Raw genomic sequence first — 21,586 nt, forward strand, 5'->3', positions numbered from 1 at the left:
CCCCGGATACGTCCGGAGCAGAACGCTGCGGACGCCCCGGCGGGCGAGGCTCAGCGCTTGAAGGTATCCACCGCCTGACGGCCCACGGCGGGGTCGTCGGTGAAGAACCCGTCGATGCCCGTCTCGAGGTACTTCTGGATCTCCGCGACGGAGCCAGCGGCGTTGTGGGTCGTGTCGTCCCCCTGCGCCTTGAGCGGAGCGGGCAGGAAGAAGTTCTCCGGCCGGAAGGTGTACGGGAACACGACCAGCCCGGCGGCGTGGGCATTGCGCACGAGGTCCGTCGGCTTCTCGAAGTTGCCCGAGCCGTCCACGTTCATGATGGTCAGCTTGTAGGGCCCCACGCCCTGGGCGTACTTCGCGACCTCCTTCATGCCCGCCTCGGTCATCAGCTCGTTGTAGGTGCGCGAGTCACCCGCCACGACGAAGTCGTAGGGCTGCTTGTCGCGGGCATCCATCAGCTGCACCAGCTTCCAGTTCGGCTGCGAGCTGCCGATCTTCTGGCGCAGGGCCTTGAGGTTGGCCACCTCGAAGGACTGGATGTAGACGGTGGCCTTGCTCTTGGAGAACTCGTTGGCGCGGAGGGTCTCGACGAGCGTGTCCTCGAGGGGCAGCCCCACGGACTGGAAGTACGTGGGGTGCTTGGTCTCGGGGTAGAGGTGGATGGTGCGGCCGGTGCTGGCCGACAGCTCCTGGGCCAGGGAGATGACCTCGGCGAGCGTGGGGATCTCGAACTGGTCGTTGTACGTCTTGTTGGCCGGGCGGGCCTGGGGGATGCGCTCACGGGCGCGCAGCCGCTTGAGCTCCTCCAGCGTGAAGTCCTCGGTGAACCAGCCGGTGAGCGCCGCGCCGTCGATCGTCTTCGTCTTCTCGGAGATGGCGGATGGGTGAACAGCGCGGAAACACAGCGTCAAACTGTTCCGTCCGCGAGAATCGCCGCTGGTAGGGTTCGCGCACCATGAACCTTCGAACCCTCACTCCCCTGCTCGTGTCGCTGCTGATGGGCGCTCCCGTGGCGCTCGCCCAGCCGGCCCCGTCCGCCCAGAAGCCCGCCGCGCCCTCCACGGTGCAGGGCGTCGCCCCGCTGCCCGGCCAGCCCAACCTGCTCGCCAGCGGCGTGCCCGAGATTCCTCCCGAGCTGCGCAAGCGCGTGCTGCAGTACCTCGAGACGCGCTCGGCCAACCTGATGGACGTGAGCCGCGACGGCAAGCAGGTGCTCATCTCCACCCGCTTCTCGGACACCAACCAGCTCCACGTGGTGGAGCAGCCCCTGGGCGCGCGCTTCCAGCTCACCTTCTCGCCGGAGCCCATCAACACCGCCGCCTTCCACCCCAAGGATCCCAACGTCCTCTTCTTCATGCAGGACGTGGGCGGCGGCGAGTTCTACCAGCTGTTCCAGTTCGACCGGCGCAACGGCCGCTCCGAGCTGCTCACCGATGGCAAGAGCCGCCACGAGGTGCTCCTGCTCTCGAATGATGGCAAGTGGCTCGCCTACGGGGGCACCGGCCGCAACGGCAAGGACACCGACGTCTACGTGGCGCCCACGGACAACCCCAAGCAGGCCCGCCGCCTCACCGAGTCCGAGGGCTCCTGGTCCCCCGGTGACTTCTCGCGCGATGGCTCCCGGCTGCTCGTCGTCCAGTACCGCGCCGCCGATGACTCCGACCTGCACGTGGTGGACATGAAGACGGGCGAGCGCCGCCAGCTCACCCCCAAGGAGGGCAAGGGCAGCATCAACGGCGGCGTCTTCACCCCGGACGGCAAGAGCGTCTACGTCGTCACCGACCGCTACAGCGACTTCTCCGAGCTCTACAAGCTGGAGCTCGACAAGGCGCCCTATACCTCCGCGCCCCCGTCCCTCACGAAGTCCATCCGCTGGAACGTGGAGGGCATCGCGCTCTCCGACGATGGCAAGACGCTCGCCGTGAGCACGAACGAGGGTGGCTATAGCCGGCTGTACCTCATGGACACGAAGCGCGGCGTGCTCTCGCCGGTGGAGCTGCCCCGGGGCGTGATGACGCAGTTCACCTTCCCCCGCGGGCGCTCGGACGTGCTCGTCTATGGCATCACCACCTCCAAGGCGCCCTCGGATATCTACATGCTGGATTTGCGCACGAAGAAGAGCACCCGCTGGACGCGCTCGGAGGTGGGCGGCCTGGACACGGACACCTTCGTGGAGCCCGAGCTGGTGCGCTACAAGGCCAAGGATGGCGTGGAGGTGCCCGCGTTCCTCTACCTGCCGCGCGAGCGCAAGGGCAAGGTGCCCGTCGTCGTCATCTTCCACGGTGGCCCCGAGGCGCAGAGCCGGCCCTGGCTGAGCACCTTCGCCCAGTTCCTCGCGGTGGAGATGGGCATGGCGGTGATGGTGCCCAACGTGCGGGGCTCGGATGGGTACGGCAAGACGTTCCGCGCCATGGATGACGGAGTGAAGCGCGAGCAGAGCCTCGCGGACATCGGCGCCACGCTGGACTACATCGCCGCGCGTCCGGAGCTGGATGGCTCGCGCGTGGGCGTGTACGGCGGCTCCTACGGAGGCTACATGGTGCTGGCCAGCGCCGCCTTCTACCCCGAGCGTTTCAAGGCCGCGGTGGACGTGGTGGGCATCTCCTCGCTGCCCACCTTCCTGCAGAACACCCAGGCCTACCGCCAGGACCTGCGCCGCGCCGAGTACGGCGACGAGAGGAAGCCCGAGGTGCGCGAGGTGCAGGAGCGCATCTCCCCGCTCAACGCGGTGGACCGCATCAAGGCCGCGCTCTTCGTGCAGCAGGGCGCCAATGACCCGCGCGTGCCCCAGTCCGAGGCGGAGCAGATCGTCAAGGCGGTGCGCGGCCGGGGCGCGGACGTCTGGTACATGCTCGCGCTCGACGAGGGCCACGGCTTCGGCAAGAAGGCCAACCGCGACACCATCACCATGGCCACCTTCCTCTTCCTGGAGAAGCACCTGGGCGCGCCCGCGAGCACGTCCACCGGCTCGGGCAGGTAGGCGAGCGGGGGAGCGCACACGCCCATGACGGAGTCCGTATAGACTGCTCCGTCATGGTGCGTACTGAGGACCTCGCGGCCCGGACCGGGGAGCTGATCCACGCCGGCCGCCTCTTCTTCGAGCGCGGCTGGGTACCGGCCACCGCGGGCAACTTCTCGGCGCGGCTGGACGAGCGCCACCTCGTCATCACCGCCTCGGGCCGTCACAAGGGCGAGCTGGACGCCGAGGGCTTCCTGGTGGTGGGGCTGGAGGGCGGCGAGGTGCTCACCCCGGGCCGCAAGCCCTCGGCGGAGACGGCGCTGCACCTGCAGTTGTACCGGCGCGAGCCCTCGCCAGGCTCGGTGCTGCACACGCACTCGCGCAACGCCACGCTGCTGTCGCGGCTGAGCCCCGGTGGGGTGGTGCTCGAGGGGTATGAGGTGCTCAAGGCGCTGTCCGGTGTGGAGACGCACGAGACGCGCCTGGAGGTGCCCGTGTTCCCCAATGACCAGGACATCCCCCGGCTGGCGGCCCGCGTGGAGGAATACATGCGGGAGCACCCGGGACTGCATGGCTATCTCATCGAGGGCCATGGCCTGTACACGTGGGGGCGCACGGTGGCGGACGCGCGGCGGCACGTGGAGGCGTTCGAGTTCCTGTTCGAGTGTGAGTTGGAGATGAGGAGACTGCAGCGATGAGCGAGCTGAAGGTGTTCGACGAGGGCGATGCGTCGAGTGCGCGGGTGCACACCCGGGACTTCGAGGCGATCCGGCGCGAGCTGGGCGCGGTGGGCATCCGCTTCGAGCGCTGGGAGGCGCGCCAGCCGCTGAAGCCGGGGGCGAGCCAGGCGGAGATTCTGGAGGCCTACGGGGAGCCGGTGGAGCGGCTGAAGCAGGAGCGGGGCTTCAAGACGGCGGACGTGCTGAGCATGGTGCCGGACCACCCGGACAAGGTGGCGCTGCGCAACAAGTTCCTCCACGAGCACACGCACAGCGAGGACGAGGTGCGCTTCTTCGTGGAGGGCCAGGGCCTCTTCACCCTCCACAAGGCGGGCCGCGTCTACAATGTGTTGTGCGAGAAGGGGGACCTGATCGGCGTGCCGGAGGGGACGCCGCACTGGTTCGACATGGGGCCGCGGCCGCGCTTCACCGCCATCCGCCTCTTCACGAATACCGAGGGCTGGGTGGCCCACGCCACGGGCAGCGACATCGCCTCGCGCTTCCCCCGGTTCGAGTAGCGGCATGGTCCAGGCCATCGTCACCGACATCGAGGGCACCACCTCCAGCCTGTCCTTCGTGAAGGAGGTGCTCTTCCCCTACGCGGCGCGCGAGCTGCCCGGCTTCGTGCGCGCGCATGGGCAGCGGCCCGAGGTGCGCCAGTTGTTGGACGAGGCCCGTCAGCTCGCGGGAGTGCCGCTGGATGACACGCAGCTGGTGGCCACGCTGCTGCGGTGGATTGAAGAGGACCGCAAGTTCGGACCGCTCAAGGGCCTGCAGGGATTGATGTGGGAAGCGGGCTACCGCCAGGGCGACTTCCAGGGCCACGTCTACGAGGACGTGCCGCGCCAGCTGCGCGCGTGGCGGGAGCGCGGGCTTCGTCTGTATGTCTATTCGTCGGGCTCGGTGCATGCGCAGACGCTGCTCTTCGGCCACACGCGCTTCGGGGATTTGACGCCGCTCTTCAGCGGCTACTTCGACACGGGCGTGGGCGGGAAGAAGGAGACGGCCTCCTACGCGGCCATCGTCCAAGAACTGGGGTTGCCCGCGGCGCAGGTGCTCTTCCTGTCGGACGTGAGGGCGGAGCTGGATGCGGCCGCCGCGGCGGGCCTGCGCACCGTGTGTCTGGTCCGGGGCGAGGGCCCCGAGGTGGAGCCCGGACCGCATCCCGTGGCCCGGAGCTTCGACGACGTGCACCCGTAGGGAATGGCAGATGCTCGACCCCTCGCGTTCGCTGTCCCTTGGTTGACTCGGCCGCACAGCCTCCCTGTAATCCCGCGTGGGGCGCCTCGCGAGCGGAGCCCATGCCAGGAGGCGCTGGGTGCCAAGAGGGGTGGCTCTGCTGACATGCATGTTGCTTGTGGGGTGTAGCAGCGTTCCCCGGAGCGTTCTCCCTGCCAATGGACAGACAAGGTACTGCGTCTACGTGCCGAGCAGCGACTTTGCGCAGGCAGAACAAGGTAGAGCATCTGCCGCCGTGCCTGCGCCAGGCGGGGGGCCGCCGACGGCTCCACTTCCCCCTTCCCCACCACCGCTGCGAGGGCTTCCTGGCGGAGGCGCAGGAGATGGGGTACCTCGCGGCATGCTCCGCCCGGCGCCGCAAGGCGGCATGACTGCGGCAGGAGCAGGCACTGGCGCCGCGGCAGGAGAAGCCCTGGTCACGGGTGGCGCGGTGGTTGCGGCCGCGGGCAGTGTTCTGCTGCTTTGCTTCACCGTCAAAGCAGTTGTGGACGGAGAGCAGACCCCGATCGACATCGCGGACACGTTCTACGGCACACACTTCGGAGATGTTTCTGGATGGGTTCAAGGCCGGTATCCCCCAAAGGGCTCGGCGACTCCGAGCACCATCGAGATGGAGATCCTCATTCACCAGGCGCCTGACGGCACAGTGGAAGTGACGACAAGCGCGCCCCTGGCCCAAACTGAATCGGTGTCCCCGCCCCGCGCTCCTCCCAGTGGATGGCCAGATGCGGAATCCGACAGGGAAGGCAAAAAGAAACGCGGTCGTCTCTATGTGACCTACAGAAAGCCCAACAAGAAAACCAACCTTTACTACGCTGGCCGGACCAGCATGGTCGTTGAGCTCGGCCTGCCTCTCAGGCTCCAGGCAGAGTTGGCCATTCGGTTCCGAGACAGGAATCATCATGTTGATGAGAACGAAGACCCGAAGGATGCTTCATTTGCTCAAGCACAACTCGATGTATTCGACCATGGGGCCGCCGTCGACTACAATCTGCGGTATGATGACCCAGCATACTGGCGGATTCGTGGAAGAGAGCAGCAACTGATAGACTTCAGTGGAGGCGCCCAGTCCGACACGGGCAAGCCCCATCGAACCGAGAACGTCGTGCGCGCCGTGGCAAAAGACAACCCGCGGGGCAGACGGTTTCACGATGCTGCCACGATTCGCTGGGGCGAACTTCAGCGTTACACAGGATACTAGGACATGCCGCCAACGCATAAACCCGGTTCATTTTGGAGAATTCCCCTCCCAGATGGCTCCTTCGGCTATGGAAGGGCTCTCGAATTGCATTTCGATGCCTTCTACAATTACAGGACCACCGAGCCGGACGCGGACCTGGACAGGATCGCATCCAAGCCCATCCTTTTCAGGATTATGGTCAAGTATCCATATCCTAAGTCATGGGAACTCATTGGGTGGAGAGCGATTGAGGAGCGCCTGACGCAACCCATTGTCCAATTCAACATGGAGGTGGGTCCACTCCGGCGTTGTTGGATTTTCGACAACCTTGGCAATGAGAGAGAGGCGTCCCCCCAGGAGTGTATTGGGCTCGAGCCAGCGGCTGTTTGGGAATCCCACGGCGTCGAGGAACGCCTGCTCGATGCCTTCATGGGGCGGCCCAACGATAGTTTGGTGCACATGTGGAAGGAGTTGGAATAGCGCCTCTTGTCGATCCTCACAAGCGGAGCGATGCCTCTCCTACAAACTGAAGGAGTGTCCCCATGGAACTCGAGCTGCTGCTGGCCCACGCCGACGACCACCGCCCCGTGCTGGAGTCCGGCCTGCCCGATGCCTCGCTGGGACAGGCGCCCGCGTCGGCGCAGCGTTCGCAGACGTCCACGCACTTGTGGGACCCGGGTGGAGATCCCAATGACATGGCCGCCCAGCGCTGGGCCGTGATTGCTCCCGAGGGCCCCGTGGGCGACAGGCTTCTCGCGCTCGTCGCGCCGCTGCGCCAGTGGCGGGAGCAGCAGCAGGGGGCTCCCGCGCGGTGCTTCCGTGTCGCTCCGGGCCTCGGAGGCCCCGATGCCGTGCGCTGGAAGAACACCGTGCTGCGCGACGAGTCCCTCTCCGAGCGCGAGTGGCCCCGCTACCTGCTCATCCTCGGAGACCTGGAGCAGGTGTCGCTGGAGTTCCAGCAGGGGCTGGGCGGCGATGTGTTCGTGGGCCGGCTCGCCTTCCGTGACGAGCGGGGCCTGTCCGCCTATGTCGACAAGGTGCTGCGCTGGGAGCGCGCGCCGTCCAGGGAGTCCCGGGCGCGCTCGCTCTTCTTCACCGCGCATGACGGCAGTGCCGCCACCCGGGTGGGTTATCAGCAGCTCGTCCTCCCGAGCCTACAGGCGTGCCGTGCCCGCCAGCAGCGGGGCGAGCTCAACGCGGACCTCCAGGAGATTGGCGGTCCCGAGGATTGGTCCGCCCAGCACCTGCTGGACCAGGCGGCCATGTCTCGTCCGGGTGTGCTGCTGTCGGTGAGCCATGGGCTGGGCGCGCCGCGCAAGGGCTGGTCCTCGGTGAGCGAGCAGCGGGCCCTCCAGGGCGCCATGAGCCTGGGGCGCGAGCTCCTGCGCGCCGAGGACGTGGCCTCGCGGCCCTTCCTGCCCGGAGGCTTCTGGGTGTACCTGGCCTGCTTCGGTGGCGGCACGCCCCAGTCGAGTCCGTATTTCCACTGGCTGCGACGGCTCCAGGACGCGGGGGCGCGGATGGGCAGTCCCGAGGCCGTGCTCGCTTCCCTGCCCAAGGCCGGAGAGCCGCCGTTCATCGCCGCGCTGCCGCAGGCCGCGCTGGCCAATCCGGAGGGGCCGCTGGCGCTCATCGCCCACGTGGACCTGGCGTGGAGCTATGGCTTCTCGGACGTGGACGCGCAGACGCGTGGCCGTGCCTCGCGCTTCCTCGGTCTACTGCGCGAGCTGGTGGAGGGACGCCGCGCGGGCGTGGGCCTGTCCGCGCTGCTGCGCTTCGCCTCCGAGGCCAATCTGGAGCTCACGCTGCTCGAGGACGGAGCGGAGTCGGACAGGGCCGCCGGGCGAACCACTGAGCAGGACGGCGTTCGGCGCGGTCACCTGTGGATGATGCGCCAGGATGTGTCGGGCTACGTGCTGCTGGGGGACCCGGCCGTGCGTCTGCCATTGGCTCCTGCCGCGTCCCGTGCGGTCTCGCCCTCCGTGTCCAACGCCGCGGCGCTGCTGGGCCTGCCCGTGGGGCGTCCCTCGGCGGCCTCCTCTGGGCCCGGTGTGCAGAGCATGGAAGAGGCGGTGGTGGCGCTCATGACGGGAGCGGAGTCACCGAAGGCCATCGCCGCCCGCGTGGGTGTGTCGCTCGCGGAGTTGCGTCACTGGGAGCGCACCTTCCGTGAGGCGGGCCGTGCCGCGTTGGCCGCGCTCTCTGGCTCCAGGGGCCAGGGTTGAGCACAAAAGAAGCGGGCCTCACGCGAGCCCGGTCATCGCGGCGGGTTCTCCCGTGTTCTCTCGAGCCATGGGGCGGCCGTGCTGGCGGGCGTGTGGAGGCAGACCCGTCCCTCGCTCCGGTTCCCCTCTTTCGCGAGGAGGAACTGGTAAAGTCATCCCGTGCCCAATCCCGCCCAGAACGTTCCGCCCGCTTCCGCCGAGGACACTCCGGCGGACCCGAAGCAGCTCTACCGGTACGACTACAAGAAGCTCGCGCCGCTCGCGATGATCGCCACGCTGCCCAAGGCGGAGAAGCCGGGCCTCCCGTGGATCATGCAGTGCGTGCAGCTCTCGCTCCAGGCCGTGCGCAACCGCCTGCACTGGGATGACTCGCTCTCGTACTCCGACGAAGACACGGCGAAGGTGGACCTCTCCCACGTGGGCCTCGGCACCGTGAATCTCGACGCGATGCCGTTGCACCGGGTGGCGCCGCACGAGACCTCCGAGCTGGCGCCGGCCCGGCTCGAGCAGATGACGCCGGAGCAGCTCGAGGCGGCGCTTCCCCAGGAGCAAGAGGGGCCGCTGACCTTCAGCGGGGATGCGCAGGAGCCGGGGATGCTCTCCCTGCTCAAGACGGTCGCGCTCGTCTCCCGGGACTTCCTCCAGAAGGGCATCACCCATCCGCTTCAGATTCTCGAGCTCCTGCTCAAGAAGGCGGACGCGAAGCGCACCGGGCGGCCCACGTCCCTGGATGACTACGCGCGCCTGTTCACCACGCTCGAGCGGCCCTGGTTCGCCGACAGGTTCGAGTCCGACGAGGTCTTCGCCTACCTGCGCGTGGCGGGCTTCAACCCGTTGGTGCTCGAGCGCGTGGCGGCTCCCGGGGAGAAGTTCCCCGTCACCGACGAGCAGCTGCGGGTCGCCGTGCGCGACTCGCGGGACTCGCTGGCGCTGGCGGGCGCGGAGGGCCGGCTCTTCCTGTGTGACTACGTGGCCCTGGCGGGCGTGAAGAATGGCAACTTCCCCATGGGCCCCAAATACTGCTTCGCCCCGCTCGCCCTGTTCGCGCTCCCGCGGGAAGGTTCGGGACCGCGGCGGCTCCACCCGGTGGCCATCCAGTGCGGGCAGGATCCGCGCAACCATCAGATCTTCACGCCCGGGGATGGCGAGGCCTGGAAGAAGGCGAAGCTCGTGGTCACCGTGGCCGACTTCAACCACCACGAGCTCGTCTCCCACCTGGGCCTCACGCACCTGCTGATCGGCCCGCTGGCCATCGCCACGCACCGGTGCATTCCGGACGAGCACCCGGTGAGCCTGCTGCTGCGGCCGCACTTCGAGGGCACGCTCAACATCAACGACATGGCGCAGGCCACGCTGGTGGCGCCCGGGTACGAGGTGGACAAGTCGCTGGGCGGAACCATCTGGGCGAGCCGCAAGGTCGCCGCGGAGGGCCTGCTCTCCCGCCCGTTCAACACGCTCTTCCTGCCCGAAAACCTCGCGGCGCGGGGGGTGGATGGCTCCGCGCTCGAGTACCCCTACCGGGACGACGCGCTGGGACTCTGGAACGCCATCGAGCAGTGGGTGAGCAGCTACGTCCAGCTGTACTACCGCTCGGACGACGAGGTGCGGGCGGACAAGGCGCTCCAGGAGTGGGCGGCGGAGATCGTCTCGCAGGATGGCGCGCGCATCCCCGGCTTCGGTGACGCGGGGGACGGGCGCATCCAGAGCCTCGCGTACCTGTGCCGGGCGCTCACGTTGATCGTCTTCACGGCGAGCGCGCAGCACGCGGCCGTCAACGCGCCGCAGGCGGCGCTGATGAACTACGCGCCCGCCACGCCGCCCGCGGCGTACCGCGCGGCGCCGCTGTCCGTGAGCGACTCCGACAACAATGACTATCTCGACTACTTCCCGCCGCTCGAGATGGCCACGCTGCAGATGGAGTTCCTGCACCTGCTGGGCGGTGTGGTCCACACCCGGCTCGGCCGGTACGAGCGGGACTGGTTCAAGGACGCGAAGGTGCGCGAGCCGCTCGCGCGCTTCCAGTCGAAGCTCGAGGAGCTCGAGGCGCTCATCACCGAGCGCAACCGGACGCGCTTCGGGCCCTATCCCTTCCTCCTGCCGAGCCGGGTTCCCCAGAGCATCAACATCTGAGCCGGCTCACTCGGGGAGGCCGAGGGCGGCGCGGCCCGCCTTGCGGTAGAGGGCGGCGAGGCGCTCGAGCTCGCGCCGGTCGATGCCGTACCCGGTGGCGAGGTCCTTGAGGCTCCGCTCGCCGGTCATGACATGGCCGATGGCCTCCTCGAGCTTGTCCGCCGGGATGGGGAGCGGCGCGGGGGCCGGGGGTGGGGGCGGGGCGGGAGGCGGAGCCGGCTTCGGGCGCTTCCACTCGACGGGGAGGCGGACGGCGGGGTCTCCGAGCAGCACGTACCCGGCGATGTCCTGCCGCATCATCCACAGGTAGCCCTGGCGGATGAGCTCCTCGCGGGTGGGCGTGGCGCGCGTGCGGACTTCCTCGTCGTGGATGCTGGCGAGCTCGGTGTCGGTGAGCGCGAGGTAGCGGTACAGCTCGCGGAAGCCGATGCCGACGCGGTCCGGCTTCAGCATCGTCTTGAGTGTGTTGATGAAGCGGCCCGGGCGCTTCTTCGCGGGGGAGTCGTCCTCGCGGAAGCTGAAGGTCCACGCGAGGTCCACATGGCCGATGAAGGCCAGGGGGCCGTTGGGGTTGGCGAGCGCCTTCTGGGGCGTGGCGGCGATGAAGGGTTTGCCCGCGAGGGTCTTCATCACGTCGGGCAGGCGGGAGTAGCGCCCGGTCTCGGCGAGCTTCTCGAGCCAGTGGCTGTACGCGCTCGTGTCCGGCGTGCCCGCGCCGAAGCAGGCGAACATGAACCAGAGGCCGTTGGGCATGAAGGTGCGCGAGGCCAGCTCGGCGGCGGGGAGCTGTCCCTGGCGGCCGAAGCTCATCGCGCCCTGGCCCGCGAGCCGCTCCTGCTCCGACGTCCAGCCGCCCTTGGGCGCGCCGATGCCGTGGCTCATGCTGAAGAGGACGCCGGGGGCGGTGTTCGCGGTGCTCGCCAGGAATGCCTCCAGGCCCGGGTCCAGCTCCCGGCCATGGACGTCGCAGCCGCTGGCGGGGAAGAGCCCCTTGTCCAGCTCCCCGCGCACCAGCTCGAGGCCGGGGGTGATGAGGGCCTTGAAGCCCGCGTCGAGCGCGCCCGAGCCATCGTGCGCCGTGTGCATGAGCAGCCGGCCGGGAGCCCTGCGGGGCAGCTTCTCCGCGCGCAGGACCTTCTCCACGTAGGCCTCGTACCCCCGCTCGTCGGAGAAGTGGAGGCGGCCCACGTAGCCGTCCGAGGCCTGCATCTGCTGGAGGGCGAGCGGCACCTGGTCGAGATCGCCGAGGATGAGCTGGTAGCGCGGCAGGTCCGTGTTGGTGCTCCCGCCCGCGTCGAAGTGCGCCTTGCGCCACTGCGCGGCCTCGGCCATGGACATGGGCCGGGAGGGGACGCGGTACTCCTGGATGGGTTGCCCGCCCTGCTGCTCGCGCCGGAGGGAGATGAGTGGCTGGATGAGGTCGCGCAGGCGATCCCCGGCGGGGCCCTCCGGGAGGATGAGGCCCCAGCGCTGGACCTCGAGGTCGTTCGGGTCTCCGCCCTCGTCCCAGAAGGGGACGGGCTCATACCCGCCGGTGTCCGGGCGCTCATGCTCTCCGGCGGCCGAGTCCTCCGGCAGCCCTTCGCCCAGGACGGGGGTGTTCGTGTCCGCGTGAACCAACAGCAATTCGAGGTCGCCGCTGTGAGTGGGCATCGCCGTCTCTTTCATTCACCCAGCATGCTGAAGCTCCCGCGTGGGCGCTGTGACGCGCCTCACCCGAGGGGGGTGATGCGACTCATATCTCAGCCATGGCCCTGCCCGTGCTGGCTCGTTCGGTGCCGCTCGGCCACGCGGTAGAGGAGCGTCAGGGAGTAGTCCAGGAGCGTCTCGCATGAGCGCATGTAGTGGCGGGCGCGGACGAAGGGGAGCCAGGCACGGTGGCCCACGAGCACCTGGGTCTCCTCGAGCTTCTGGCGCGGTATCCACTGGCCTCCCAGGTGGCGCACCAGCACCTCGCCCAGGTAGGCGCCGATGGCGGGAAGCGCGTACGCCTCGATGTTCTCCCGCAGGCGGCTCTTGGGGAAGTCCTCGCGCCAGAAATAGAAGTCGATGTCGGTGAGAGACTCGGGCGAGCCCGCGAGGACGGAGGGGACCTGGGTGTGCAGCAGGGCGACGAGGTGCTCGGCCAGGGTGCCGTAGTGCTCCAGGGCGTGCTCGGGCCTGTCCACGTCCGGAGGGAGGGCGGCGGCGGCGGGGAGCCACTCCAGGGGCTCGGGCGGCTGCCAGGCGTTGAGCTCGGCGATTCTCCGTTGGCGCTGGTGGCTGGCGGTGCGGTCCACCACGCGCGAGAGAAGCGGCGCCACGTCCGGGTGGAAACGGGGCTCCACGGGGGCGAGCATGGCGCTGCGCTCGCGCAGGGTGCGCAGGAGCGTGTCGAAGTCCAGGTCCGGCCGCAGGTGCGCGTGGGCGCGGGCCTGGGCCAGGCGAGCCTCGTCGCTGGCGAAGTCCGCGGCGGTGGGCCATGTCACCAGCAGGACGCAGCCGTTGGGCAGTTCCTCCACGCGCCAGGCCGGCGTGGACAGCATGCGCTCGCGGCCCACGGTCTCCACCAACCCGGGGCCGAAGACGTTGAGCCAGAACACCTCGTACACCTTGTCGAAACCGTTTCTGTGAAAGGTCTCCCTGTCGCGGCCAAAGCGGGGAAAGCCCGTCAGTTCCGTGTCATCACTGCCATGGGCCGCGGCATGAGAAACCGGGTAATGACAGGCCCAGGCGCGTACCATTTCCACGAAGCGGCGGCAGCGCTCCGCCTCGGCGAAGAAGTTGAGGGGTTTGACGTAGAGGGTGATGTCCATTTCGGCAGGCAGGGGAAGCAGCCTGAGCCAGAGCGACATGTCCAAGGCGGGCAAGCTCGTCCGGTAGAGTCCGAGGGCCGTGCTGTTCTCATCGCGCCGCTCTTCGAGCGCCTTCCTGATGGTGGCCCGGGCGTATTTGCGCTGCCGCTTGCCGTTGACGACATCCGGCATCCACCCGTCAGCGTTCTCCTCGAGCGCGTGGAAGAGGGGCTCCAACCCACCCTCGAGTGCCGCCCGTGGGTCGATGGCGCCTTTGAAGGAGAGCCAGAGCGTGTCCTCGCTCCGCTCGCCGAAAATCCGCAACACCTTCATTGGAACGACACCTCCACTCCCGGAACCTTGTTCCGGGTTGCTTCCACGGCGGACTCCAGGTTCCTGGCGTTCTCGGGCAAGAAGACGCCTCCCTCATAGATGAGGCGAACCCTCTGGACGGACACCTCGCGCGCCTCGCGGAGAAGACGCTGGAGAGAACTCCGGCGGATGTCCAGCGTCCCGCCGTATTTCTGGAGGGCTTCCGCCGCGTCCTCCACCAACTGTGCCTTCAAGCCCTCCGGATTGAGATCCGAGAGGTCGCGGCTCTTGAAGCTATACGTTTCGATGCGAGGGGGCGCTCCGGCAGGCCCTCCCTCCTCGATGACGAGCACATCCGCATAGCGCAGGCCGCTCTCCGGCTTCCAGACTCCCACGGAGCGCAGGATACGCGGCTGGAGGAAGGCTCCGAGGAACTGGCGCTCGGCCCGGGGCCGCTTCGCGTCGGCTTCCAGCAACTCCACCATGAAGCGCTCGAAGGCCAGCCCCCGGGCAAACCTCGCCCACAACTGCTCATAGTCCACCCAGCGCAGCGGCCCCTTGGCGGACTTGCCCTGTCGGAGCTCTGCCAGGCGCTTCTCGTAATAGGCGACGTACTCGCCCCAACGCGGGTTGCCTCCAGCTCCGGGGGGAGGAGCGTTGGCCGAGGGCCGCTGCTTCTCGAGCACCGCCACGTCCCGGGGCAGCCGCGCGCCCGAGGACTCCCCCTCCACCAGCGCCAGCCGCGCCTCCACCACCTCCCGGGTAAGGCCCGCCCCCTCGTCCACCAGCGAGGCCAGTCCCCCGGCACGCTCCAGGGCTCCGGTTTCCAGGGGGGCGCGTGCGGCGTCATCCGCCCCGCGGGCCACCTGCCCGGAGCCCTGCCGCGCTTCGCGTCCCGCCGCCGGAGCGCCCGTGGCTCCGGGCCGCGCCCGGGACATGAGCGCCTGCGCCCGGGCCACATCCCCCCCGGCCTCGCGCAGCGCCAGCGCGGCGTCCACACCTCCCACCGCCACGAATTCGCCTGCCTCCCGGCTCGCGCGAATGTCCCGGACCAGCTCCTTCAGGCCATTCACCCCCAGCCTGTCCTCCACCTGCCGGGCGAGTTCCCGCAGGCGAACCTTCACCGCCTGGGGCCCCAGCATTGCCCGCGCCTGGGACAGGGCACGCAGGCCCTTGCCGCCGGCATACAGGGTGCCCAGCAGCAGGGCGGGGGCCAGCTCGCGCGTGGCCTGCTCGTAGTGCCCCTGGGAGAGCGAGTACGCGCCCTGCGTTGTGCCCGCCACCAGGTAGTAGAAGCCCAGCGGCACTCCGAATGTCATGGAGTCGAAGCTGCCCAGCGCCACACTGCCTGGCGAGAAGTGGCGCAGCGCCAGGGCGCGCTCCACCTCGCGGGCGGCCTGTTGGTAGGGTGGAGGCAGGTGCGCCCACCTCTGCGTCAACTCCAGGTAGCGCCCGCCGTCCACCAGGGAGCTGGTGGTGAGTGCGTCCCGGGCGGCACGGCCCAGGCCCCGCAGCACGTCCCCGGACTGCTCGCCGCGCTCCGGGTAGCGGGAGAGGGGCAGGCCGCGCGCCTCCAACTCCTGGCACACGGCGGGCATGAGGGCCAGCGTCTGCCCCAACTGTTTGTCCCGGGCCAGCAGCCGCAGCACCGCGTCCACTTCGTCGTCGTGGGCCGAGTGCAGCACGTAGAGGGTGAACACCTCGGCGTGGACGGGGCCGTAGCGCTCGGTGGCGCTCACCAGGAAGGCGGCGCGCTTGCGTTGCAACAGGGGTGCGGCGTCCTCGCGCACCGGCCCCAGGGCGCCCAGCCGTACCACGCTCCACTCGTCCAGGGCCTCCACCAGCCGGGGCATGTCCACACGTCGTTGCAGGGCGACGTATTCCGCGGGCGAGGTGCACGAGAGGAAGGGCGCCAGCAGCGCTTCGCCGCCGGAGGAGAAGTCGGGCCAACCCGGGGGCACGGCCAGGCCGCCGCAGGAGGCGGGGCCCTGGGAGACGTTTCCCCCACTGGCGCTCGTGTCCGCGTCCAGCCCCCGGGCGCCGCGGCGCCGGTGCAACCGCTCCGGCCCGACTGCCTCTTGGGGGGCCAGGGGCGGCGGCACCAGGGGCGAGCGCAAGAGGGCGCGCACGTGGTGGGGGCTACCCCCGGTGCCGTACGGCGCCCGTGTGGCGCAGCCGGTGGTGAGCAGCACAGTCCCCATCAGCAGCGCCACCCAGCGGGGAGTGCCCGCCACCGGACGTGGAGCCTCTCGACACTTGCACACGCGGCACCTCCCCACCGGACCCTGCGCGGCAGGTGGGGTGCGCGGTCCGAAGCAGGGGCCAGTCTATCCGCGCCTCCGAGCCGTCCCTGTATCGCGCGCGGTTGAATCGCCTCGTGGTGCGCCTGCTCCAGCTTGACGCGCAACATCACCCCGCTGTCCTTTTCCTCCACGGGAAGGTGAAGGCGAACGCCACGCCGGCCAGTCCCACCAGGATGTAGACGAGCTGGCAGAGGTGGCTCCCCTCCGCGGGTTGCGCGTCGCCGCCGAACATGGCCGCCACCAGGTTCCACTTGAAGAGGCCGATGAGCCCCCAGGTGATGGCGCCGAGGATGACCAGCACCGCGAGCACCTTGTTGAAGGTGCTCACGCCCGATTGCGTTCTCTCGTCCATGGCCCGTCCTTTCCAGAATCGCTCCGCCATGGATGGAGGGGCCAGGACGGCGATGTCTCGCCGGTGGCGGAACATTCCGGAGGCCCGGCTGCCCGGCCGCCCCTGGCTTCAGGCCGGCGCGGGGGGCAGCTCCACGCGGAAGGTGGAGCCCACGCCCAGCTGGCTGCTCACGCTGATGTGTCCGCCCATGGTCTCGATGATCTGCCGGGAGATCCACAGCCCCAGGCCGAAGCCGCCGTAGTGGCGCTCGGAGACGGCGCGCTCGAAGCGGCCGAAGACGCGCTCCAGGTGCTCGGGGGCGATGCCGATGCCCGCGTCGCTCACGGCCAGCCGGGCGCGGCCCTCCCGGGCCTCCACGCTCAGGCCGATGGGCTTGCCCTGCCCGTACTTCACCGCGTTGGAGAGGAGGTTGGTCACCACCTGCTCCAGCCGGAGCCGGTCCCAGCTGCCGGGCACCGGGGCCGGGGCCTCCAGGGTGAGGCGCGAGCCGGTGCGCGCCAGCTCCGGCTCGAAGCGCTCGGCCACCTCGCGCACCAGGGTGGCCAGGTCCAACGGCTCCGGCCGCAGCACGAGCCGGCCCGCCCCCATCCGGGACACGTCCAGCAGATCATTCACCAGGTGCATCTGCCGCTTCACCTGCCGGTCCGCCACCTCGAGGGCGCGGCGCAGGCGCTCCGGGGGAATGCCCTCGGGGTTGCGGGCGAGCAGCCTGAGCATCTCCTGCACGTGCAGCTGGATGGCGGTGATGGGCGTGCGCAGCTCGTGGCTGGCGATGGAGAGGAACTCCTCGCGCAGGCGGATGGCGTCGCGGGCCTCGCGGTAGAGGCGGGCGTTGTCGATGGCCAGGGCGGCGCGGCGGGCCAGCTCCTGCGCGAGCGCCAGGTGCTGGGCGTCATAGCCGTGCCGCGCGGAGACGAAGGACAGCGCGCCGATGGGCTGGCCGCGCACCAGCAGGGGCACGCACAGGTAGGAGCGCGCCGCCCGCTCGCAGGGCAGCAGGAAGTCTCCCCCGGGAGGCAGCGGGGAGGGACCGCGGTCCGGGCGCAGCTCCGGCTGCCCCGAGGTGATGACGCGCGAGACGGCGGACTCGCCCGGCACGAGGGGCCCCAGCTCCCGGGGCAGCGCCTGCTGCTCCCCGGCGCGGGCCGTGGCCACGCAGCTCACCGAGCCATCCTCGCCGAGCAGGTACACGTAGCAGCCGTCCGCGTAGGTGGGGACGGCCAGGTGCGCCACGCGCTCCAGCGTCACCTCGTGCTCCAGCGAGCTGGCCAGGACGGTGCCGGCCTCGGCGAGGAAGCGCAGGGCCTCCTCGGCGCGCTTGCGCTCCGTCATGTCCGCGATGACGGTGAGGCACAGCGGCTGGCCGCCGGCCCCGTGCAGCGCGGTGGCCCACATGGTCACCTCGATGGGGAGGCCATCTCGGCGCAGGCGGCGCGTCTCCTGGCCGAGGATGGACTCGCCGCGGGCGATGCGCGCGAGGTTGTCGTGCAGCTCCTCGCGTCTGTCCTCGGGCACCACGGGTGTGAAGCGGCCGAGCACCTCCTCGGCCCTCCAGCCGAAGATGCGCTCGGAGGCGGGGTTCCACAGGCGCACGGTGCCATCCAGCTCCAGCAGGGTGATGGCGGCGGGCGAGGACTGGATGATGGCCTGGAGCGTGTGGTGGGCCTCGTGCAGGGCCTCGCGGGCACTGCGCTCCTGGGCATGGAGCCGGGCGCGCTCGAGGGCCTGGGCGGCGTAGTGGGCCAGCAGCGTGAGGAAGACGCGCTCGTCGTCGTCGAAGCGGTGCACCCCGGGGAAGCCCAGGACGAGCACGCCCAGGCCCTGCCCGTCCACCCGCAGCGGCAGGCAGGCCACGGCGAGCGGAAGCATGGAGGGCACCGTCGCGCGCGCGCGCTGCTCCAGGAGGGGGTAGCGGCGCAGCAGCTCCTCGTGGGACTCGAGCAACACCGGCTGGCCGCGCTGGAGGGCATCATCCAGGGGCGTGTCGTGTCCGAGGGGCAGGGCCGCCAGCGCCCCGGTGACGTCCGGGGGAAGCCCCACGCTGCGCAGCAGCCGGGCATGGCCGCTGGAATCGTCCACCAGCCAGAGGGCGGCCACCTGGGCGCCCACGGCCGCCACGCCCTGGTCGATGACCACCTCCGCCATGCGGGGCGTGGTGAGCACCTGGGAGAGGGCGGCGTTGAGCGTCTGCAGGCGGGCGGTGCGCGAGGCGACACGCTCGGCGCGGGTGCGGGCCCGCTGCTCGGCCTCGTAGAGACAGGCGCGCTCCAGGGCCTGGGCGCTCTGCCGGGCCAGGTCCAGCATGAGGCCGCGCTCGTCGGCGTCGAACGTCCGGGGCGAGTCGAAGGAGAAGGCGACGGCGCCCAGGGGGCGGCCGCGGGCCCGCAGGGGCAGGGCGGCCACGGCCCGGCTCGTCTCCGTCCCCAGCACGAGCGACTCCGGGAACGAGGCGTCGAGCGCCTCGCGTGTCTCCACCCATACCGGCTCTCCGGTGCGGTACGCGGCGGCCACGGGCAGGGCGGCGCTGGTGGGGAAGCGGCTCAGGCGCGCGAGCGTCTCCGGGGGGAGTCCCCGCTGGCTCACCACCTCGAGCTGTCCAGGCGCATCCGCCAGGGGGAGGACGGCGGCGGCCCGCTCCGCGCCGATGGCGGACACCATCTCCTCGACGAGGACGCGCAACACCTCGGCGGGGGTGACGGCCTCGCTGAGGGCGGCGGTGACGCGCTGCAGCCGCTCCAGCCGCGCCACGGCCACCTCCGCCGTGTGCCGGGCCCGGCGCTCGGCCTCGTGGGCATGGGCCAGGTCCAGGGCCAGCCCCGCGCGGTCCGCCAGCTCCTGCAGCAGCAGCCGCTCGGCGCCGTCGAAGGGGGGCGCCTCCGGCTCGCGGTGGATGGCGAGCGTGCCCAGCAGCCGCTGGCGCGCGCGCAGGGGCAGCAGCAGCAGGTGGGCGGACAGGGTCCGGGGCAGGGCGTGCGGGTGCTCGGGCGGTATCCGCCGCTGGAGCTCCGCCAGCTCGGGGGGCCACGCGTTGGTGTAGGCCGAGGCCGCCGATTCCAGCCAGCGGCCGTCCGCGGACAGCAGGCGCACGTGGCAGGCGCAGCACAGCCGGGGCACCACCAGCTGGCACAGGCGCTCGAGGACGGCGGGCGGCTCCAGGCCGGCGTCGGCGAGGTGTTGGGACGCCTCGACGAGCAGGGCCAGACGCTCGGTGTCCGGCGCTCCCACGTGCGTGCGCGCCTCTCTGGCTCCAGCTCCCACCGGGGTCTCCGACTCTCGCTTGAGCTGGCGCATGTGAGCACGAAATGGCGGACCCCGGAGAATCCATGAGGTTGGCCTACCCACATGAGACCGGGCAAACGATGGATTCCCGACGAATGCGACCTCCCCGTGACATTCCGGCCCCTCCTTCGGGAGGCGGAGGGGGCGCGGAGTGTGCGCCAAGGGTGACTGGGAGTGGTGATTTTTACCGGGAAGTCGTGGAATTCTTGAGTTGATGGCGCCCGGGGGGTGTCAAAGGGCTGTTCCCGGGCCGGGGTTGGGCTAGAGGAGGCGCCCTATGAGTGCACCATCCCGCTCCACCCCCGCCGTTCCGGAAGCCGCGGACTCCGGCAAGCGCGTCGCCACGTTGGCGCTGGGCGCGCTGGGAATCGTCTACGGAGACATCGGTACCAGCCCGCTGTACGCGCTGCGCGAGTGCTTCACCGGTCCGCACGGGGTGCAGGCGACGCACGAGAACGTGCTGGGGGTGCTGTCGCTCATCTTCTGGGCGCTCATCGTCGTGGTGTCGGTGAAGTACCTGGTGTTCGTGATGAGGGCGGACAACCGGGGCGAGGGCGGGATTCTCGCGCTGATGGCGCTGGCGATGCAGCGCAAGCGGGGCGAGGAGGTGAAGATACGGCCGGTGGTCATCACCCTGGGCATCTTCGGCGCGGCGCTGCTGTATGGGGACGGGCTCATCACCCCGGCCATCTCGGTGCTGAGCGCGGTGGAGGGCCTGAGCGTCGCCACGCCGTTCTTCGAGCCCTACATCCAGCCGCTGACGATCGCCATCCTGGTGGGCCTGTTCCTGATTCAGCGGCACGGGACGGCGGGGATTGGCGCCATCTTCGGGCCCTTCATGCTGGTGTGGTTCCTCACCCTGGCGGTGCTGGGCGTGAAGGAGATGGTGACGTACCCGGCGGTGGTGTGGGCGTTTTCGCCGGTGCAGGCGGTGCGCTTCTTCCTGCACAACCACGGGCATGGCTTCCTGGTGCTGGGCGGGGTGTTCCTGGTGGTGACGGGGGGCGAGGCGCTCTACGCGGACATGGGCCACTTCGGCTGGCGGCCCATCAAGTGGGCGTGGTTCGTGGTGGTGCTGCCGGCGCTGATGCTCAACTACATGGGGCAGGGGGCGCTGCTGCTGAGGGATCCGAGCGCGGCGCGCAATCCCTTCTACCTGCTGGCGCCGGACTGGGCCCTCTACCCGCTCGTGGTGCTGGCCACGGGGGCAACGGTCATCGCTTCGCAGGCGCTCATCTCCGGGGCGTTCTCGATTACCCAGCAGGCCATCCAACTGGGCTACAGCCCGCGTCTGGAGGTGGTGCACACCTCGGCGGAGGAGCGGGGGCAGATCTACCTGCCGGGCATCAACCTGGCGATGCTGGTGGGCGTCATCCTCCTGGTGCTGGGCTTCAAGTCGTCCACGAACCTGGCGGCGGCGTACGGCATCGCGGTGACGTCGACGATGGCGATCACGACGGGGCTGGCGTACGTGGTGGCGCGCGAGCGGTGGAACGTGTCGAGGGTGGTGGCGCTGCCGGTGGCGGGGTTCTTCGGGCTGGTGGATCTGTCCTTCTTCGGGGCCAACGCGGTGAAGATCGCCGCGGGCGGTTGGTTCCCGTTGCTGATGGCGCTGTGCGTGTTCACGCTGATGACGACGTGGAAGAAGGGGCGGGACATCCTGGCCAACCGGCTGCGGGGCAGCAGCATCCCGCTGAAGCAGCTGCTGGACAGCTTCGGGGACCATCCGCCGGTGCGGGTGCCGGGGACGGCCATCTTCATGACGGGCAACCCGGAGGGCACGCCGCCGGCGCTGTTGCACAACCTCAAGCACAACAAGGTGCTTCACGAGCACAACGTGGTCCTCACCGTGAAGACGGCGCAGGTGCCCTATGTGCCCGACGAGAAGAAGGTGACGCACGAGGAGATCAACGACACCTTCAGCAAGCTGACCATGACATTCGGCTTCATGGAAACGCCGAACGTCACCTACGGCCTTACGCTCGCGAAGAAGAAGATCGGGCTGTCATTCGACATCATGTCGACGTCGTTCTTCCTCAGCCGCCGCACGCTGTTGGCCGACGGCAAGCACGGCATGCCGCTGTGGCAGGATCACCTGTTCATATTCCTCAACC

General features: G+C 69.7%; 15 protein-coding genes. 9 read left to right on the forward strand and 6 right to left on the reverse strand.

All coding sequences use genetic code 11. From position 1 onward, the window contains the following. Window positions 1–50 precede the first annotated feature (50 nt). Window positions 51–911 carry a glycerophosphodiester phosphodiesterase family protein gene (locus AC16DP_RS14125; RefSeq protein WP_329733723.1) on the reverse strand — a complete coding sequence of 287 codons (861 nt, stop codon included), beginning with the start codon at window positions 909–911 and terminating at the stop codon, window positions 51–53. A 44-nt stretch (window positions 912–955) separates the two neighbouring features. Between AC16DP_RS14125 and AC16DP_RS14130 the strand changes: the two genes are divergently transcribed. The 8 genes from AC16DP_RS14130 (at window position 956) to AC16DP_RS14165 (ending at window position 10,452) form a co-directional block, all read left to right on the forward strand. Further along, window positions 956–2,980: a S9 family peptidase gene (locus AC16DP_RS14130; RefSeq protein WP_329733724.1), complete on the forward strand. Its 2,025-nt coding sequence runs from the start codon at window positions 956–958 to the stop codon at window positions 2,978–2,980. Window positions 2,981–3,033: 53 nt separating this feature from the next. Then, a complete protein-coding gene (locus AC16DP_RS14135; protein ID WP_329733725.1) occupies window positions 3,034–3,657 on the forward strand; it encodes a methylthioribulose 1-phosphate dehydratase in 624 nt (207 codons plus the stop codon). Beyond that, a complete protein-coding gene (locus AC16DP_RS14140; protein WP_329733726.1) occupies window positions 3,654–4,196 on the forward strand; it encodes a 1,2-dihydroxy-3-keto-5-methylthiopentene dioxygenase in 543 nt (180 codons plus the stop codon). The genes AC16DP_RS14135 and AC16DP_RS14140 overlap by 4 nt, the downstream gene beginning before the upstream one ends. Window positions 4,197–4,200: 4 nt before the next feature. Further along, complete coding sequence (gene mtnC / locus AC16DP_RS14145; protein WP_329733727.1) at window positions 4,201–4,878, forward strand: acireductone synthase; 678 nt, start codon at window positions 4,201–4,203, stop codon at window positions 4,876–4,878. A gap of 379 nt (window positions 4,879–5,257) precedes the next feature. After that, entirely contained in the window at window positions 5,258–6,118 is an 861-nt protein-coding gene (locus tag AC16DP_RS14150; protein ID WP_329733728.1) for a hypothetical protein, read from the forward strand. Between the two features lie 3 nt (window positions 6,119–6,121). Continuing rightward, window positions 6,122–6,577: an immunity 26/phosphotriesterase HocA family protein gene (locus tag AC16DP_RS14155; RefSeq protein ID WP_329733729.1), complete on the forward strand. Its 456-nt coding sequence runs from the start codon at window positions 6,122–6,124 to the stop codon at window positions 6,575–6,577. 62 nt (window positions 6,578–6,639) lie between these two features. Then, the gene (locus tag AC16DP_RS14160) at window positions 6,640–8,322 is read left to right on the forward strand and encodes a helix-turn-helix domain-containing protein (RefSeq protein WP_329733730.1); all 1,683 of its coding nucleotides are present in this window, start codon (window positions 6,640–6,642) and stop codon (window positions 8,320–8,322) included. A 159-nt stretch (window positions 8,323–8,481) separates the two neighbouring features. Next, window positions 8,482–10,452, forward strand: a complete 1,971-nt coding sequence (locus tag AC16DP_RS14165; protein ID WP_329733731.1) for a lipoxygenase family protein — start codon at window positions 8,482–8,484, stop codon at window positions 10,450–10,452. A 6-nt stretch (window positions 10,453–10,458) separates the two neighbouring features. Here AC16DP_RS14165 and AC16DP_RS14170 read toward each other — a convergent pair whose 3' ends face one another. The 5 genes from AC16DP_RS14170 to AC16DP_RS14190 form a co-directional block, all read right to left on the reverse strand. After that, on the reverse strand, window positions 10,459–12,105 hold the full coding sequence (locus AC16DP_RS14170; protein WP_329733732.1) for a hypothetical protein: 1,647 nt from the start codon (window positions 12,103–12,105) through the stop codon (window positions 10,459–10,461). Between the two features lie 89 nt (window positions 12,106–12,194). Beyond that, window positions 12,195–13,559, reverse strand: a complete 1,365-nt coding sequence (locus AC16DP_RS14175) for a hypothetical protein (protein ID WP_329733733.1) — start codon at window positions 13,557–13,559, stop codon at window positions 12,195–12,197. Further along, window positions 13,556–15,802 carry a hypothetical protein gene (locus AC16DP_RS14180; RefSeq protein ID WP_329733734.1) on the reverse strand — a complete coding sequence of 749 codons (2,247 nt, stop codon included), beginning with the start codon at window positions 15,800–15,802 and terminating at the stop codon, window positions 13,556–13,558. The genes AC16DP_RS14175 and AC16DP_RS14180 overlap by 4 nt, the downstream gene beginning before the upstream one ends. A gap of 145 nt (window positions 15,803–15,947) precedes the next feature. Next, the gene (locus tag AC16DP_RS14185; RefSeq protein ID WP_329733735.1) at window positions 15,948–16,193 is read right to left on the reverse strand and encodes a DUF378 domain-containing protein; all 246 of its coding nucleotides are present in this window, start codon (window positions 16,191–16,193) and stop codon (window positions 15,948–15,950) included. A 108-nt stretch (window positions 16,194–16,301) separates the two neighbouring features. Continuing rightward, window positions 16,302–19,484 carry a sensor histidine kinase gene (locus AC16DP_RS14190; RefSeq protein WP_329733736.1) on the reverse strand — a complete coding sequence of 1,061 codons (3,183 nt, stop codon included), beginning with the start codon at window positions 19,482–19,484 and terminating at the stop codon, window positions 16,302–16,304. A 265-nt stretch (window positions 19,485–19,749) separates the two neighbouring features. Between AC16DP_RS14190 and AC16DP_RS14195 the strand changes: the two genes are divergently transcribed. Next, the coding region (locus AC16DP_RS14195; protein ID WP_483956722.1) for a potassium transporter Kup at window positions 19,750–21,586 on the forward strand (1,837 nt) is incomplete at its 3' end.

This window comes from Archangium sp., assembly GCF_057119385.1.

Excerpts from the sequence above, each read along its gene's own strand:
- AC16DP_RS14130 (WP_329733724.1), top strand. The coding sequence starts at position 956 with ATGAACCTTCGAACCCTCACTCCCCTGCTCGTGTCGCTGCTGATGGGC.
- AC16DP_RS14135 (WP_329733725.1), top strand. The coding sequence starts at position 3,034 with ATGGTGCGTACTGAGGACCTCGCGGCCCGGACCGGGGAGCTGATCCAC.
- AC16DP_RS14140 (WP_329733726.1), top strand. The coding sequence starts at position 3,654 with ATGAGCGAGCTGAAGGTGTTCGACGAGGGCGATGCGTCGAGTGCGCGG.
- mtnC (WP_329733727.1), top strand. The coding sequence starts at position 4,201 with ATGGTCCAGGCCATCGTCACCGACATCGAGGGCACCACCTCCAGCCTG.
- AC16DP_RS14150 (WP_329733728.1), top strand. The coding sequence starts at position 5,258 with ATGCTCCGCCCGGCGCCGCAAGGCGGCATGACTGCGGCAGGAGCAGGC.
- AC16DP_RS14155 (WP_329733729.1), top strand. The coding sequence starts at position 6,122 with ATGCCGCCAACGCATAAACCCGGTTCATTTTGGAGAATTCCCCTCCCA.
- AC16DP_RS14160 (WP_329733730.1), top strand. The coding sequence starts at position 6,640 with ATGGAACTCGAGCTGCTGCTGGCCCACGCCGACGACCACCGCCCCGTG.
- AC16DP_RS14170 (WP_329733732.1), bottom strand. The coding sequence starts at position 12,105 with ATGCCCACTCACAGCGGCGACCTCGAATTGCTGTTGGTTCACGCGGAC.
- AC16DP_RS14175 (WP_329733733.1), bottom strand. The coding sequence starts at position 13,559 with ATGAAGGTGTTGCGGATTTTCGGCGAGCGGAGCGAGGACACGCTCTGG.
- AC16DP_RS14185 (WP_329733735.1), bottom strand. The coding sequence starts at position 16,193 with ATGGACGAGAGAACGCAATCGGGCGTGAGCACCTTCAACAAGGTGCTC.
- AC16DP_RS14190 (WP_329733736.1), bottom strand. The coding sequence starts at position 19,484 with ATGCGCCAGCTCAAGCGAGAGTCGGAGACCCCGGTGGGAGCTGGAGCC.